The 15,902-nt window shown below is 70.7% G+C and carries 11 protein-coding genes; 9 read left to right on the top strand and 2 right to left on the bottom strand.

The window, feature by feature from the left end; all coding sequences use genetic code 11:
* The first annotated feature begins 1 nt into the window (after position 1).
* The 6 genes from ABZ562_RS01975 to ABZ562_RS01950 all read left to right on the top strand — a co-directional run bounded on the left by ABZ562_RS01975 (position 2) and on the right by ABZ562_RS01950 (position 10,888).
* Positions 2–1,303, top strand: a complete 1,302-nt coding sequence (locus tag ABZ562_RS01975) for a glycosyl hydrolase (RefSeq protein WP_361472625.1) — start codon at positions 2–4, stop codon at positions 1,301–1,303.
* A complete protein-coding gene (locus ABZ562_RS01970; protein WP_361472622.1) occupies positions 1,290–3,611 on the top strand; it encodes a glycoside hydrolase family 3 N-terminal domain-containing protein in 2,322 nt (773 codons plus the stop codon). Before ABZ562_RS01975 ends, ABZ562_RS01970 begins: the two co-directional genes overlap by 14 nt.
* A complete protein-coding gene (locus ABZ562_RS01965; protein WP_361472619.1) occupies positions 3,524–6,199 on the top strand; it encodes an endo-beta-N-acetylglucosaminidase in 2,676 nt (891 codons plus the stop codon). The genes ABZ562_RS01970 and ABZ562_RS01965 overlap by 88 nt, the downstream gene beginning before the upstream one ends.
* Before the next feature lie 306 nt (positions 6,200–6,505).
* Positions 6,506–8,548, top strand: a complete 2,043-nt coding sequence (locus ABZ562_RS01960) for an FAD-dependent oxidoreductase (protein ID WP_361472616.1) — start codon at positions 6,506–6,508, stop codon at positions 8,546–8,548.
* A complete protein-coding gene (locus ABZ562_RS01955) occupies positions 8,545–10,377 on the top strand; it encodes a thiamine pyrophosphate-binding protein (RefSeq protein ID WP_361472613.1) in 1,833 nt (610 codons plus the stop codon). Before ABZ562_RS01960 ends, ABZ562_RS01955 begins: the two co-directional genes overlap by 4 nt.
* Before the next feature lie 4 nt (positions 10,378–10,381).
* Positions 10,382–10,888, top strand: coding sequence for an inclusion body family protein (locus ABZ562_RS01950; protein ID WP_361472610.1), 507 nt, complete (start codon positions 10,382–10,384; stop codon positions 10,886–10,888).
* Positions 10,889–10,952: 64 nt separating this feature from the next.
* Here the strand turns inward: ABZ562_RS01950 and ABZ562_RS01945 are convergent, their stop codons facing one another.
* Positions 10,953–11,264: a hypothetical protein gene (locus tag ABZ562_RS01945; RefSeq protein WP_361472607.1), complete on the bottom strand. Its 312-nt coding sequence runs from the start codon at positions 11,262–11,264 to the stop codon at positions 10,953–10,955.
* Positions 11,265–11,447: 183 nt separating this feature from the next.
* On the opposite strand from ABZ562_RS01945, the gene ABZ562_RS01940 reads away from it, so the two are divergent.
* Positions 11,448–12,164, top strand: coding sequence for an MBL fold metallo-hydrolase (locus ABZ562_RS01940; RefSeq protein ID WP_361472604.1), 717 nt, complete (start codon positions 11,448–11,450; stop codon positions 12,162–12,164).
* A 428-nt stretch (positions 12,165–12,592) separates the two neighbouring features.
* Here the strand turns inward: ABZ562_RS01940 and ABZ562_RS01935 are convergent, their stop codons facing one another.
* Positions 12,593–13,258: a GntR family transcriptional regulator gene (locus ABZ562_RS01935; protein WP_361472601.1), complete on the bottom strand. Its 666-nt coding sequence runs from the start codon at positions 13,256–13,258 to the stop codon at positions 12,593–12,595.
* A 94-nt stretch (positions 13,259–13,352) separates the two neighbouring features.
* Here ABZ562_RS01935 and glyA point away from each other — a divergent pair, with 94 nt between their 5' ends.
* Together glyA and ABZ562_RS01925 are read left to right on the top strand one after the other, a co-directional pair.
* Positions 13,353–14,666: a serine hydroxymethyltransferase gene (gene glyA, locus ABZ562_RS01930; RefSeq protein WP_361472598.1), complete on the top strand. Its 1,314-nt coding sequence runs from the start codon at positions 13,353–13,355 to the stop codon at positions 14,664–14,666.
* Between the two features lie 13 nt (positions 14,667–14,679).
* On the top strand, positions 14,680–15,900 hold the full coding sequence (locus ABZ562_RS01925) for a sarcosine oxidase subunit beta family protein (RefSeq protein WP_361472595.1): 1,221 nt from the start codon (positions 14,680–14,682) through the stop codon (positions 15,898–15,900).
* The last annotated feature ends 2 nt before the right edge of the window (positions 15,901–15,902 follow it).

Genomic DNA, 15,902 nt, shown 5'->3' with positions numbered 1-15,902 from the left:
GATGCTGAGGTTTGGAGTCAACTACACGCCCTCCCAGGACTGGTTCTACTCCTGGCTGGCCCCGGACCCGGAGAACACCCGCCGCGACATGAAGGCCCTGGCGGGCCTGGGAATCGACCACGTACGCATCCTGCCGCTGTGGCCCGTGGTGCAACCGAACCGCACGCTGATCCGCCACCGCGCCCTCCAGGACATCCGCGCGGTCGTGGACATCGCCGGTGAGGCCGGTCTCGACGCGAGTGTCGACGTCCTCCAGGGGCATCTGTCCGGCTTCGACTTCGTGCCCAGCTGGCTGACGGACTGGCACCGGCGCAGCATGTTCAGCGACCCCGACGCCATCGCCGCCCAGGCCCGGCTGGTCGAGGCGTTCGACGAGCAGCTGCACGATCTGCCCAACTTCCTCGGGCTGACCCTGGGCAACGAGGTCAACCAGTTCACCTCCGCGGTGCACCCCAACCCCATGCCCGCCACCCCCCACCAGGTGACCTCCTGGCTCGACGCCCTGCACGGCACCGGCCCGCGCGACCCTGGCCACTTCCGGCTCAACGCCGAATACGACGCCGTCTGGTACGCCGACGGCCACGCCTTCGTCCCGGCCCACTCCGCACGGCACGGCCGGATGAGCGTCGTCCACTCGTGGATCTTCAATGGCACGGCGCAGGGCTACGGCGCCATGTCCCACGAGTCCGTCCACCACGCCGCCTACCTCATCGAGCTGTCCCGCGCCTTCGCCGCCGACCCCGCCCGCCCGGTGTGGCTCCAGGAGGTCGGCGCCCCGCTCAGCCATCTCACCGAGGATCAGGCGCCCGGCTTCCTCGAACGGACCGTACGAGCGGCGGCCGGCAGCGAGGCGCTGTGGGGCATCACCTGGTGGTGCTCGCACGACGTGGACCGCCGGCTCGGAGACTTCCCTGACCTCGAGCACAGCCTCGGCCTCATCGGCGCCGACGGCGCGGTGAAGCCGATCGGCCACCGCTTCGCCGCACTCGCCGCGGAACTCCGCGGCCGACCACGCCCCTCGCCCCGGCGGGAAGCCGTCGTGGTCCCGGTCGACGGGGAGGACGTCCCCGTATCCCGCGCCGAACTGTCCCCGGGCGGCGGCGTGTTCGAGACATGGATGCGACGCGCCCGCGCCGGAGCACCTCCCGCCCTGGTCACGTCCGCGTCCGCCGCCGACCCGGGCGCGCTGGGCGCCCGTGGCATCACCTCCCTCGTCCACGCCGAACCGACCGGGCGCACCTTCTACACCTCGGTCAGCGACGCGGCCGTACTCGACCGGGCACACACCCATGCCGAACACTGAACACGCTCCCGCCACCGCCACCGCCCCCGCCACCGTCGAACGCCTCCTCAGCGAGCTGACCCCACGGGAGAAGGCCGGCCAGCTCAACCAGCGCCTGTACGGCTGGCAGGCGGTCGAACGCGCCCCTCGGGGCGGCTTCCGGCTCACCCGCCGGGCCCGCGCCGAGATCGACCGCTGGGGCGGCCTCGGGGCCCTGTACGGGCTGTTCCGCGCCGACGCCTGGTCGGGCCGCTCCTGGCACGACGGCATCCGTCCCGAGGAGCGCGGCGAGGTCGCGGCCCTGGTCCAGGAGGAAGTGGCCCGGGCCGGCCGCCACCGCATCGGGGTGCTCCTCTCGGAAGAGGCACCCCACGGCCACCAAGCCCTCGGCGGAACGCTGCTGCCCACCAACCTGGCCGTCGCCGCGGGCTGGGACCCGGATCTGCTGACCGAGGCGGCGGCGGCCGTCGCCGCCGAGCTGGCGGCGAGCGGGGTGCATCTGGCGCTGGTCTCGGCGCTGGACCTGCTGCGCGACCCGCGCTGGGGGCGGGCCGAGGAGTGCTTCGGGGAAGACCCGCTGCTCGCCGCCGAACTCACCCGCGCCGTGGTGACCGGGATGCAGGGCGGGCACGACGGCGCGGACGGCGTCGCCGTCGTGCTCAAACACCTGGCGGCCCAGGGCGAGGCGGTCGGCGGACGCAACGGCCAGTCCTCCGTCATCGGCCCCCGTGACCTGCGCGAACTGCATCTGCCGAGTGTCCGGGCAGCGGTCGAGGCGGGGGCGCTGGGCTTCATGGCCGCCTACAACGACATCGACGGCGTGCCCTGCTGCGCCAACCGCGACCTGCTCACCGGCTTCCTGCGCGCCGAGTGCGGGTTCGACGGCGTCGTCATGGCGGACGGCCGGGCCGTGGACCGCCTGACCGCGATGACCGGAAGCCCGGAGGCCGCGGCCGTGGCCGCCCTCGAGGCCGGTGTGGATCTCTCGCTGTGGGACGACTCCTTCGCCCTGCTGGAAACCGCCGCGGCCCGGGACACCCGCGTGGCCGAACTGGTCGACGCCGCCTGCCGCCGGGTGCTCACCCTCAAACACCGCCTGGGCCTGCTGCCGGAAACCCCCGGCCCGGCCCGGCCCACGCCCGGCCGCGAGCGGCTCACCCTGGCCGTGCGCACGACGGACCGGCTGTCCCGGCGCCTGGCCCGCCAGTCCCTGGTCCTGCTGCACAACCCGGACCGGCTGCTGCCGCTGGCCGCGCCATCCCTCACCAAGGTGGTGCTCGCCGGGCCCAACGCCCACGATGTCACCGCGATGCTGGGCGACTACGTGCCGCCGCTCCCCGCGTCATCGGTACTCTCCCTGGAACACGCGCTGCGCCAGGCGCTGCCCCACACCGAGATCGTGTGCCCGCCGGGCCCGCCCTCCCGGGCCGACCTGTGCGGCGCCGACGTCGTGATCCTCGCCCTCGGCGGGACGAGCCACCGCGCCTACGACGACGACTTCGCCGACAACGGGGCCGTCGCGGGCCACGCCGCGGTGGCGACATCCGGAGAGGGCGTCGACCTCGCGGACGTGTCCCTGCCCGGAGGCCAGGACGACCTGGTCACCGCCGTACGCGCCCGCTCCGCCTGCCCCGTCGTCGCGGTGGTCATCGCGGGCAGACCGCACGTCCTCACCACGGTGACGGACCACACGGACGCCGTGCTGTGGGCCGGCTACCCCGGTCCCCACGGCGCCGCCGCCCTCACCGACGCGCTCCTCGGCGGCCACGAACCCGTCGGCCTGCTGCCGTTCACCGCGCCCCGCCACTCCGGAGCCATACCCGTGCGGTACAACGACCGCCACGCGGCCACCGATGTCTACCGGGACGCACCGGACCCGGTGCTGTTCCCCTTCGGGCACGGCCTGCGCTACGGGACCGTCGCCTTCGGCCACCTCACCGCCCACGTGGCCGAGCGCACCGTACGCGTCGAAGTCGGCGTCACCAACCCCGCCCCCACCGAGGCCGAGGTCATCGTCCCCCTGTTCGGCCACCGCACCGGCGGGACGGTGCTGCCCCGGCGACGCGAACTCCTCGCCTTCCGCCGGGTCACCGTCCCGCCGCGCGGCCACATCACCGTCGTCTGGGAGCTGCCCTCCGCGCGCTGCTTCGCCGAGGGCGCCACCGCACGGGCCCGCACCGACCTGTACGTGCACGATCTGCGCACCACGATCCGCCCCCACCAGGGAAGCGAGGACATGGCATGGCACGACAACGGCGACACCACGGCAGCAGAAGACGGACCCCCGCCCGGATACGCACCGGCGCCCTGGCAGCGGCCCTGGCCCTGATCCTGGGCGCCGGCAGTGCCCTGGCGAGCGACACCCTCCCCTGGCCGGGGGAGAGCGCCGTCGGGGCCCACCAGCCCTACCAGCACGGCTACTCCTCCACCGACCTGCTGCGGTGGAACCCCGCCGACGACACCGACGCCGAGCTGCTGCGCGCCAAGGTGCCCCTCCAGACCCGCATAGCCCCCGACGCGGCGACCCAGCGCACACCGGCGCTTCCGGCCGACACCCAGATGCTCACCCTGGCGGGCGACTACGGCAACGCGTTCTTCGAAAGCCACCCGTACACAAACGAGTTCAGCCAGTACCTCTTCAACTACTGGCAGTACGCCGACGTGTACGCGTCCTGGCACGGCATGCCCACCGAGGGCGTACCCGTGGACTACTACGACCCGAAGCTCGACTGGAAGGAGAAGTGGTTCGAGTTCGGGGCGGTCAACCTCCCCAACCCCGGCTACACCAACGCCGCCCACGCCAACGGCGTGCGGTCCCTGGGCTGCGTCTTCTTCTCCCCGAACGACCGGGGTGACCAGGCGTACACCGAACTGCTCCAGCGGGACGCCGACGGCACCTTCCCCGCCGCCGCGAAGCTCATCGAGGTCGCCACGTACTACGGCTTCGACGGCTACTTCATCAACCAGGAGGACGCGGTCGCCCCGGCCGACATCCCCACCTACAAGAAGTTCCTGAAGCAGCTGCGGGACGGCGGCCTGTACGTGCAGTGGTACGACTCCATCGACAACTCCACCGGCAGGATCTCGTACCAGAACGAGTTCAACTCGGTGAACGGCCCGTTCGTCCGGGACAACGCCCAGGGCGACGTGTCCGACTCCATCTTCCTCAACTACTGGTGGAACAAGACCAAGCTCACCCGGTCGAAGACCTACGCGAAGGGCCTGGGCCTGGACCCGCGCAAAAGCGTCTTCGCCGGTGTCGAGGCGGGCATGTACCAGTTCGACCAGCCGTACGACCTCGACAGCAACCTCGACACCGACGGCGCCCCCATGAACGGCATCGCCACGCTCGGCGCCGACTTCGTCTCCTCCGACTACGCCAAGAAGACCGACGACACGGCCCAGTCGGCCGTCTTCGACCGGGAACGCCGCTGGTGGACCGGCTCGTCCCAGGGGTCCACCACACCCGAGGGCAACTGGAAGGGCATCTCGAAATACATCGCCGAGCGCTCCGTCATCAAGGGCAGCACCTTCGCGACGTCCTTCAACACCGGGCACGGCCTGTCGACGTGGAGCGACGGCAAGCTCTCAGGCGACGCGGAGTGGGGCAACATCAACCTCCAGGACATCCCGGTGACCTGGCAGTGGTGGATCGACGCCGCACGCTCGCCCCTCAAGGCCGACTTCGACTACGGCCCCGAGTACACGCCCGCCGACCGCTTCTCGTACCAGAAGATCGGCGCCTACAACGGCGGCAGCTCCCTGGCCCTCAGCGGCACGCTCGACAGCGACAACACCATCCGCCTCTACAAGACCGACCTGAGCGTCAAGCCGGCCTCGACCCTCGACCTGACCTACACCAAGCCCTCGGCGGACGACGACTCCCAGCTGCGGCTCGCGCTGGTGCTCGCCTCCGACCCGGGCAAGGTGGTGCAGGTGCCCCTGTCCGGCACCGGCAAGCGCACCAGCGGCTGGACCACCGTCTCCGCCGATCTGTCGAAGTACGCCGGTGAGCGCATCGCCTCCCTCGGCCTGGTCGTCGCGGCGGGGGCCCAGCCGATCAAGGACTACCAGGTCAACGTGGGCGCCCTGGCGCTGCACGACGGCGTCGACCGCACCCCGGCGACACCGAAGAAGCTGCGCATCGACCAGTTGTTGCCCGGCAGCGATGAGCTGTTCCTGTCCTGGCAGCGCAGCGACTACGACACGGTGCGCCGCTACGACGTCTACCTCGACGACACCTACCTCGGTGGCATCTACGACGACGTCTACTACGTCAAGCGGTTCACCGCCACCTCGGGGAAGCTGAAGCTCGTGGCGGTCGGCCCCGACGGCACCCGGAGCAAGCCCGCGACCGTCTCGTTCGACCTGTCCACCGCACCGGCCGACGTGACCGCCAAGGCGGCCCCCGACGGCGCCCTGAAGGCGACCTGGTCCCCGAGGCGGACCGGTGAGCCGGTCACCGTGGCCGTCCGCGGCCTCGACACCTCCAAGCCCTACACCAAGGAGGTCACGGTGCCGGGCAAGCGGTCGAGTGTGACCCTGACCGGCGTACCGGTCGACGGAGAGAAATACCTCCTCACCGTGAAGACCGCCGACGGCACGGCCACCGGCGTACGAGGCGCCTTCGCCGACACCGATATCAGCCCCTACCCCACGTCCGCCGTGAAGGTCGCGGGCAACACCTTCACCTTCTCCCGCCCCACCCTCCCGGACTGGCACACCCTCACCGTCCTCGAAGACGGTCAGCCGAAGTCGTTCGCCACGACCTACGGTTCGGGCGGCAAACCGTACATCGTCCGCGGCCGCACCACCCGTGCGGCGATGACCGTGACCATGTCCAGCCCGAACAGCAAGGTCGTGGCGGTGCTGGAGGACTACGCCGGGAACAAGACCACCACGGTGCTGCGCTCGTAAAATCGTTGGCCATGGAATTCGGCGGTGCGACGGCGTCCTCGCGTTCGAACTCCGTTTGGCCTGGCGATTTGGTGAGGGTCGGTACTCGCCGGCCAGTTCGATGAACTGGCCGGCGCGTCCGCCCTCGATGCCCTCGGTGCCGCCTCCAATCCCCTTCTGTCCCGGGCGTGGTTTTCAGTCCCTTCCCCGAAATGGCGGACAAGGTGAAATTCCGTCAACGCCTGTCCGCCACTTTTTGGACTTTGCCAATGCATTGCCTGCCGGGATAACTGAATAACCGTTTCCTCGTCTTTAGGATCGCGGGCTATGACGGACACCCCACGCGGTAACTCCGCCGCCCGTGCGCGTTGGCAGACGTGTCTCCGGCTCGCCCGCGAACTCCTCCTCATCGGTCCGGACGACGAGGACCTCAAGCTCGGCTATCTGCGGACTCTGATCGACACGGGTGACCTCGGCGGCACCCCGCACCCGCGCAAGAAGATCCTCATCATCGGCGCCGGTATCACCGGCCTCGTCGCCGGCCGTCTGCTCAAGGACGCCGGTCACGACGTCACCATCCTGGAGGCCAACGCCAGCCGTGTCGGCGGACGCATCAAGACCTTCCGCGCCACCAAGCACCACCAGCCGTTCGACGACTCCGCCCAGTACGCCGAGGCCGGGGCCATGCGGCTGCCCGACTTCCATCCGCTCGTCCTCGCCCTCGTCGACAAGCTCGGGCTGGGCCGCCGGCAGTTCTACCACGTGGACATCGACCCCTCCACCGGCAGCGGCCCCGGCGTCGCGGTGCCCCCGGTGACGTACACCTCCTTCACCGGACACACCTGGACCCACGGCGAGGACAGCCCCGGCTTCCGGGAACCCGACAAGCGCGGCAACTCCTGGATCCGCGCCAACCGCGTCCAGGTGCGGCGTGCCGACTACAACACCGCCCCCGAACGGATCAACGAGGGCTTCCACCTCACCGACGACGAGGTCCGCGCGCCCGTGGTGAAGATGGTCGACGACGCGCTGGAGCACGTACGCGACTACTACTCCGACATCGTCGACGGGCGGCGCGTCAACAAGCCGTTCGACCAGTGGGTCGAGGGCTGGGCCCGGGTGATCCGCGACTTCGACGGCTACTCCATGGGCGGTTTCCTGCGCGACTGCGGCGGGCTCAGCGACGAGGCGATCGAGGCCGTCGGAACGTTGGAGAACATGTCGTCGCGGCTGCACCTCTCCTTCTTCCACAGCTTCCTGAGCCGTAGCGACATCAACCCCGGCGTCCGCTACTGGGAGATACCCGGCGGCAGTTGGCGTCTGCCCCACGCCCTCCACCAGGGGCTGCGCGACGAGGTGAAGGCCGGCCACCGCATGATCCGCCTCGAATACCACGACCCCAGCCGCGATGCCGCCCCCGAGGGCAGCGACGCCGTCGGACCCGACGGGTGGGGCGTGGCGGTGCGGACCGTCGCCGAGAACGACCCGCAGGCCGCGCCGCGCCAGTGGACCGCGGACCTGGCGATCGTCACCATCCCGTTCTCCGCCCTGCGCTTCGTGGAAATCGTCCCCTCGATGTCGTACAAGAAGCGCCGCGCCATCATCGAGACCCACTACGACCAGGCCACCAAGGTGCTGCTGGAGTTCAGCCACCGCTGGTGGGAGTTCACCGAGCAGGACTGGCGCAACGAACTGGAGAGCATCGCCCCGGGCCTCTACGAGCATTACCAGGCGAGCGGCGAACGGGACGCCGGAACCGCCCCCGCCACCCTGCTCGCCGAGGCCGGTGCCGACCTGCTCGGCGCCGCGGTCAAGGACAGCAGCGTCACCGAGGACATGCGGCGGCTCAACAGCACCATGCCGCTGCGCGGCCCCGCCGTCCGCCCCGCCTCCCACTGCTTCGGAGGGGGCTCCGCCACCGACAACCCCAACCGGTTCATGTACTACCCCTCGCACCGCGTCGAGGGCAGCACCGGCGGCGTGGTGCTCGCCTCGTACTCCTGGTCCGACGACGCCGCGCGCTGGGACTCGATGCGCAGCGATGAGCGCTACGTCTACGCCTTGCGCAACCTCCAGGCCCTGCACGGCCGTCGCATCGAGGTGTTCTTCACCGGCCGGGGTGCCACCAAGAGCTGGGCCCGCGACCCGTACGCGTTCGGAGAGGCCGCCATCTACACCGCGCACCAGATGACCAGCTTCCACCTGGACGTCTCCCGCCCCGAAGGCCCCGTCCACTTCGCCGGGGAGCACACCTCCCTCAAGCACGCGTGGATCGAGGGCGCCCTGGAGAGCGCCGTCCGCGCCGCCACCGCCGTGCACCAGGCCCCGCGGGTCACCACCCCGGGCCCGAACCAGGGGGGCCGCTCATGACCGCGATCTTCCCCGAGTGCACGGTCGCCCGCTATCTGGCCCGCCGCCTGGCCGAGTTGGGCATCACCCATCTGTTCGGCGTCCCCGGCAACCACCTGGGCCCGTTCCTCACCGCCCTGCGGGACGAGGGCGACGTCGCATGGGTCGGCACCCCCACGGAGGGCGGGGCGGGCCAGGCCGCCGACGCCTATGCCCGCGTCCACGGCATCGGCGCGGCCGCGGTCACCTACAGCGTCGGCGCGTTCAACCTGCTGGGCGCCTGCGGCGGCGCGTACGTCGAGCACACCCCGCTCGTCGCCATCAACGCCTGTCCGCCCTACGAGCAGTGGCAGAACTACCGCGCCCTCGGCATGCTCACCTCTCATATGAGCCCCCGCCGGGAGAGCAACCTGGACGTCTACCGGCAGGTCACCGTGGAAGCGCAGGTCATCTCCAACCCGGGCCTCGCCCCCGGTCAGATCGACGCCGCGCTCACCGCCTGCCTGTCCGAGCGCAGGCCGGTCTACCTGGAGGTCATGGAGGACCTGTGGGACGAGCCGTGCGCCGCCGCCGAGCAGCCCCTCGTCCGCCGTGAGCGGCCGTTCAGCACCCGCAACCAGACCATGCTGGACAGCGCGGTGGACGCCGTCCTCACCCTGATCGACGAACACCCCGGCCCGGACGGCAGGCCCCGCCCGATCGTGTGGGCCGGTGAGGAGATCGACCGGTTCCGCCTCGGCGGCCGGCTCACCGACCTGACCGACGCCACCGGAGTGCCCTTCTGCACCACCGTCGGTGCCAAGGCCGTCGTCGACGAGGACCTGCGGCAGTTCCACGGTGTCTACAACGGAGACGCCAGCCACCCGGATGTGCACTGGATCTTCAAGGACTGGGCCACCTGCCGGATCGGCCTGGGCGCCTGGTCCACGTCGAAGAACCTCGGCGGCGATCAGTGCGTCGGCACCGACTGGGTGATGGCCGCCCAGGGCGGCGTCAGCGTCGGCACCCGCTACTTCCCCGACGTCCAGCTCGAGCGGCTGCTGCCCGCCCTCCAGGACGCGCTGGTGAAGCGCTTCGGATCCGGAGGCCTGGCCGCCGACTATTACGCCGAGGCCCACGCCCACCACGGCGCGCCCGGCGACCGCCCCGCCAGCCTCCGTAACCACCGGGCCACGCTCCGCATCAGCGGTTCGCGGTCCCGGCACGGCGAACGGCTCACCTACGACGGCGTGTTCGACCGGATCAACCACTTCCTGGGCCAGGAGACGCAAGCGGACTGGACGGTCGTCTCCGACGCCGCGTTCTCCCTCATCGGCTCGATGAACCTGAGCCTGCCCGCGGGCGGATTCCTGTCGCAGATCAGCTGGCTGTCCATCGGCTGGTCCGTCGGCGCGGCCACCGGCGCCGCGCTCGCCCCCGAGCGCGAGCACGCCCGCCCGATGGTGTTCGTCGGCGACGGAGCCTTCCAGGAAACCTGCCAGGAGATCTCCACCCACACCAGGCTCGGGCTGCGATCGGTGGTGTTCGTCATGGACAACGGGCACTTCTACGGCATCGAGCAGATGCTGGTGCACCCGTCCTACTACGCCGACGACGCCACGGACGACGCGGACTTCTACAACGTCCTCCACCCGTGGCACTACGACCGCCTCGCGGAGGTCTTCTCCGGCAAGAAGACCCCGGCGAACGGAATCAGCATCGCGCACACCTCGGAGCTGGACGAGCTGCTGGCCCGCCTCGCCGACCCCACCGACCCGCTCAACGCCGGACCACTGCTGGTCCGCGTCCGCCTGCACCGGCACGACTACCCGCGGGCGATGGCGTACAAGGTGCAACAGAAAAGGGGTTAGGAACATGTCCGAGTTCATCAACGTGATGATCGCGTTCGACGCGTTCACCATCGCCCAGCGCTACCCCAACGCGTCGCGGAACCCCGACGCGCCGACCCAGGTCGACCACGACTTGATCTACATGACGACGCGTCACGACCGCGTCGTCGGCACCTCGGGAGCCGAGCTGAACTTCCGGGCCAACCCCCGGGACATCATCAGGTGGCGCGAGACGACGCTGTCGCTCAACAGCGAATACTGCGCCCTGCTGTACCGGTACGTGAGCAGCGATCCACTCATCAGCAAACCGCGGATCGTGATAGGCGACGGCACCTATCCGATGCCGAAGGACGGGGCCGTCGACCAGCCGGACTTCGTCACCCAGGACTACCAGGACCACTACTGGGAGGCGGACGTCCGCAAGGTCGGCCGGGTCACGTACCGCTTCTACTTCCAGCTGCTGGACAGCGACCAGCATCCGGTGGGGTACTTCCAATGGGACCCGTTCATCACCATCGACAAACGTTCCTGACGGCCGTCACCGCGGTCGGATAGCAGCGGCGGGACCGGTCCCCGGGCCCGGCCCCGCCGTTTCGTCAGTTGATCCAGGCGGCTCGGCCCAGCACGGCGATCGCGCCTCCTGGGGCCTGGCCACCGGGCGGGATCACATCGATGACCGGCCCGGTGCAGTTGTTGTTCTGGTAGGCGAGGGCGTATTCGTTGGTCTGGTTGTAGACGTGGAAGCTGTTGCTTTCCAGCGGTACGGCGACGCAGCCGCTGGGGTTGGTGACGCGCCAGGTGCTGTTGAAGAGGTCGCCGTGAGCGGCGGAGGCCGAGGGGGCCATGCCGAGGACGAGGGCGCCTGCGGCGGCCAGACTCCCTGCCGTGGTGGTGACGCGACGCATCATGCCTGACTCGGAGTGCTGCGGTCGGTGTGGCAGCTCCAGACCGACTGACCGCCTCTCTGGATACCTGACCCCGCACGAATTCCGGTGGAGCGGCCGGCGGGCGTGCGGTGACCCCCTGAATCCCCACTCTGCCCAGGGCAGAGGCGGGCGCCGCTCCGAGGGGCGGCCTGTCACGCTGGGGCCATGGTGAACGACATCGGGATCCGCCGTCTCGACCTCGGCTGCTTCATCCGTCCGTCCTCGGAGACGGGCGGCCCACACCCGCGGGTCGAGCCGGTCCTCGGCTATCTGGTGCGGCACGAACGGGGCCTGCTCCTCTTCGACACGGGCATCGGCGCCGGCAACCCCGGGACCGATGCCCACTACCGGCCCTGCCGCCGCGCCCTCCCGGCCGCGCTGGCGGCGGCCGGTGCCACCCTCGCCGACATCACCCTCGTGGTGAACTGCCACCTCCACTTCGACCACTGCGGCGGCAACCCCCTGCTGGCGGGCGTCCCCCTCCTCGTCCAGGCCACGGAACTGGCCACCGCGCGCCGGGGCGGCCACACCATCGACGAGCTGATCGACTTCCCCGGCGCGACGTATACGGAACTCACCGGTGAGGCCGAGGTCTGGCCCGGTATCCGCATCATCCCCACCCCCGGCCACACCGACGGACACCAGTCCCTCGTCGTCCGCCGGCCGGACGGCACGGTCGTCCTGGCCGGCCAGGCGCACGACACCGCCTCCGAGTTCGCCTCCGACCACCTGGCGCGCGATGCCGCCCGGGACGGCCTGGCCCCACCGCTTCCGCCGTACCGGCCCTGGCTGGACCGGCTCGCCGACTTCGATCCGCGCCGGGTGCTCTTCGCCCACGACCACGCGGTCTGGGAGGGCGGGGGAGTCATTCCTCCCTGGTGACGAAGTCCACCGGCGCCCTGGGCGACTTCCTGACCAGGGGCGGTATCAGCACCTCGCCCACGAGTTGGCCGACGAACTGGTCGGCGACTGATGCGCGGACGAGTACGCGGCAGGCGGCACCGCCCTCCCTCGCCGAACGGCCGGCCGGACTGGACGAGCAATCCTGGCCCGGGCGGCCTCCCGCGGCCCGGCTCTTCGGCCAGGACCAGGACGTGCCCCACGTGCTGGCCGTGGCCTGCGCCTTCGCGGCGCCGCGTGGCGAGCGGCACGCGGCGGATACCGGGGGAGTGGTGGACCTGCCCCCCGGACCCCACCCTGGTCGGCAGGCCCCGACTGCGCCGGGACGATCCCCGGGATGCGGCGCACTGACGGGCACTGACGCGCGCTGACACACACTCGGCACGTCGGCCGGTGCCTGCGGCGTCGTCTCAGATCGCGTCGCGGATGGCCCGTTCGAAGCCCTCGACGTGATCGTGGGCGAGCTGTGCCGCCTTCTCCGGGTCACCGGCCACGATCGCCTCGATCAGCGGTCCGTGCTCCTGGACGTGGCCCGCCATGTCGGACAGCCGGTCGATGAACAGACACCAGATGCGGGTGGCCAGGTTGTCGTGGCGGACGAGGGTGTCCTCCAGGTACGGGTTGTGCGTGGCGGCGTAGATGGCGCGGTGGACCGAGAGGTCCAGGCGCATCAGCTCATCGGCTCCGTGCCGGCCGGCGTCCATGCCCTCCAGCTCCCGCAGCGCGGCCGTCAGGGCCTCGCGGTCCGCGGCCGTGGCGCGCCGCGCGGCCTGGGCGGCGGCCAGGGGCTCCAGCTCCTGGCGCACCTCGGAGATATGGGCCAGATCGGTGATGTTGACCTCGGTGGCGAAGGTGCCGCGCCGGGGGTAGGTCGTGATCAGGCGCTCGTACTGGAGCCGCTTGAGCGCCTCGCGCACCGGAGTGCGCCCGACGCCGAGGGAGTGCGCCAGCTGGTCCTCGTTGATCGGCGCGCCCGGGCGGATCTCGAGCATCACGAGCCGGTCGCGGATGGCGCGGTAGGCGCGCTCGGCGAGGGACAGCTCCTCGCCCCTCGGCTCGGTCGCCACGTGCCGCATGAAACCCCCTTGACCTGTCCAGCGAGCTCCCATACCTTACCGCAGAGGCTGATATATCAGTTGCCCATTAGTTGGCTCTCAGGATGGTGCACAGATGGCAGCGAACCCGTCGATCACCACGGTCACCTCCCCCCTCTCCCTCCCGCTCAGCGAACTCGACCCGGATGTCGCCACCGCGGTGGACGCCGAGCTGCACCGTCAGCAGTCGACCCTGGAGATGATCGCCTCGGAGAACTTCGCCCCGGCCGCGGTCATGGAGGCCCAGGGCTCGGTCCTCACCAACAAGTACGCGGAGGGCTACCCGGGCCGCCGCTACTACGGCGGATGCGAGCACGTCGACGTCATCGAGCGGCTGGCCATCGCCCGGGTGAAGCAGCTCTTCGGCGCGGAGGCCGCCAACGTCCAGCCGCACTCCGGCGCCCAGGCCAACGCGGCGGCGATGTTCGCGCTGCTCGATCCCGGCGACACCATCCTCGGCCTGGACCTGGCGCACGGCGGTCATCTGACCCACGGCATGCGCATCAACTACTCCGGCAAGCTGTACGACGTCGTGCCGTACCACGTGCGCGAGTCCGACATGCGCGTCGACATGGACGAGGTCGAGCAGCTCGCTCTCGCCCACCGGCCCAAGATGATCGTCGCCGGGTGGTCGGCCTACCCCCGCCGGCTGGACTTCGCCGCCTTCCGCCGCATCGCGGACGCGGTGGGCGCGTATCTGATGGTGGACATGGCGCACTTCGCCGGGCTGGTGGCCGCGGGCCTCCACCCGAGCCCGGTGCCGTACGCCGACGTCGTGACGACCACCACGCACAAGACGCTCGGCGGCCCGCGCGGCGGTGTGATCCTCAGCCGCGCCGACCTGGCCAAGAAGATCAACTCGGCGGTCTTCCCCGGCCAGCAGGGCGGCCCGCTGGAACACGTCGTCGCGGCGAAGGCGGTGGCGTTCAAGGTGGCGGCGAGCGAGGAGTTCACCGAGCGCCAGCAGCGCACCCTGGCCGGTGCCCGCATCCTCGCCGGACGGCTGCTGGCCGACGATGTGGCGGAGGCCGGGATCACGGTGCTGACCGGTGGCACGGAAGTCCATCTGGTCCTCGTGGACCTGCGCGGCTCCGCGCTCGACGGGCAGCAGGCCGAGGACCGGCTGCACCGCGTCGGCATCACCGTCAACCGCAACGCGGTGCCGTTCGACCCGCGTCCGCCCATGGTCTCCTCGGGGCTGCGGATCGGCACCCCGGCCCTGGCCGCCCGCGGCTTCGGCGAGACGGAGTTCCGGGAGGTGGCCGACATCATCGCCCAGGCACTGAAGGACGAGCGGTTCGGCGACGAGCAGGCGGGCCTGCTGCGCGACCGGGTCGACAAGCTCGCCACCGCGTTCCCCCTCTACCCCCACCTGAACATCCCCAGCTGAACGGAGACGCGGCATGACCACCCAGCCGCTGCCGGAGCACCCGGACTTCCTCTGGCGCAACCCCGAGCCGCGTTCCTCCTACGACGTCATCATCGTCGGCGCGGGAGGCCACGGCCTGGCCACCGCCTACTACCTCGCCGAGAACCACGGCATCACCAATGTGGCCGTCCTGGAGAAGGGCTGGCTGGCCGGCGGCAACATGGCGCGCAACACCACCATCATCCGCTCGAACTACCTGTGGGACGAGAGCTCGGCGATCTACGAGCACGCGCTGAAGCTGTGGGAGCGGTGGCCGGGGGAGCTGGACTACGACTTCCTGTTCAGCCAGCGCGGCGTCCTCAACCTCGCGCACACCCTCCAGGACGTCCGCGACAGCGTGCGCCGCGTGGGCGCCAACAGCCTCAACGGTGTCGACGCCGAATGGCTGGAGCCGGAGCAGGTCGCCGAGGTCTGCCCCATCCTCAACGTCTCTCCCCGCACCCGGTATCCGGTCCTCGGCGCCACCTTCCAGCCCCGGGCCGGGATCGCCAAGCACGACCACGTCGCCTGGGCACTCGCCCGGCGGGCCGACGAGCTGGGCGTGGATCTGATCCAGGGCTGCGAGGTCACCGGTTTCCTCAAGGACGGCGACCGGGTCCTGGGCGTGGAGACCAACCGCGGCCGCATCCGCGCCGGCCGGGTCGGCCTCGCCGCGGCCGGGCACAGCAGCGTCCTGGCCGAGCTGGCCGGTTTCCGGCTGCCGGTGCAGTCGCATCCGCTGCAGGCGCTGGTCTCCGAGCTGCACGAGCCGGTGCACCCCACCGTGGTGATGTCGAACCATGTGCACGTCTACGTCTCCCAGGCGCACAAGGGCGAGCTGGTGCTCGGCGCGGGCGTCGACGCGTACAACGGCTACGGGCAGCGCGGCTCCTTCCATGTGATCGAGCACCAGATGGCGGCCGCCGTCGAGCTGTTCCCCGTCTTCGCCCGGGCCCATGTGCTGCGCACCTGGGGCGGCATCGTCGACGTCACCCCGGATGCCTCCCCGATCATCGGTGCCACTCCCGTGGAGAACCTGTACGTCAACTGCGGCTGGGGCACCGGCGGCTTCAAGGCCACCCCGGCGGCCGGGTGGACCTTCGCGCACACCATCGCCACGGGCCAGCCGCATCCGCTGAACGCCCCGTTCGCCCTCGAACGCTTCACGACGGGCGCACTGATCGACGAACACGGCGCCGCGGCCGTGGCCCACTGAGG

The sequence above is a fragment of the Streptomyces sp. NPDC019937 genome, assembly GCF_040631655.1.
GTDB lineage: Bacteria > Actinomycetota > Actinomycetes > Streptomycetales > Streptomycetaceae > Streptomyces.
This window is presented reverse-complemented; position numbering and strand designations above follow the sequence as displayed.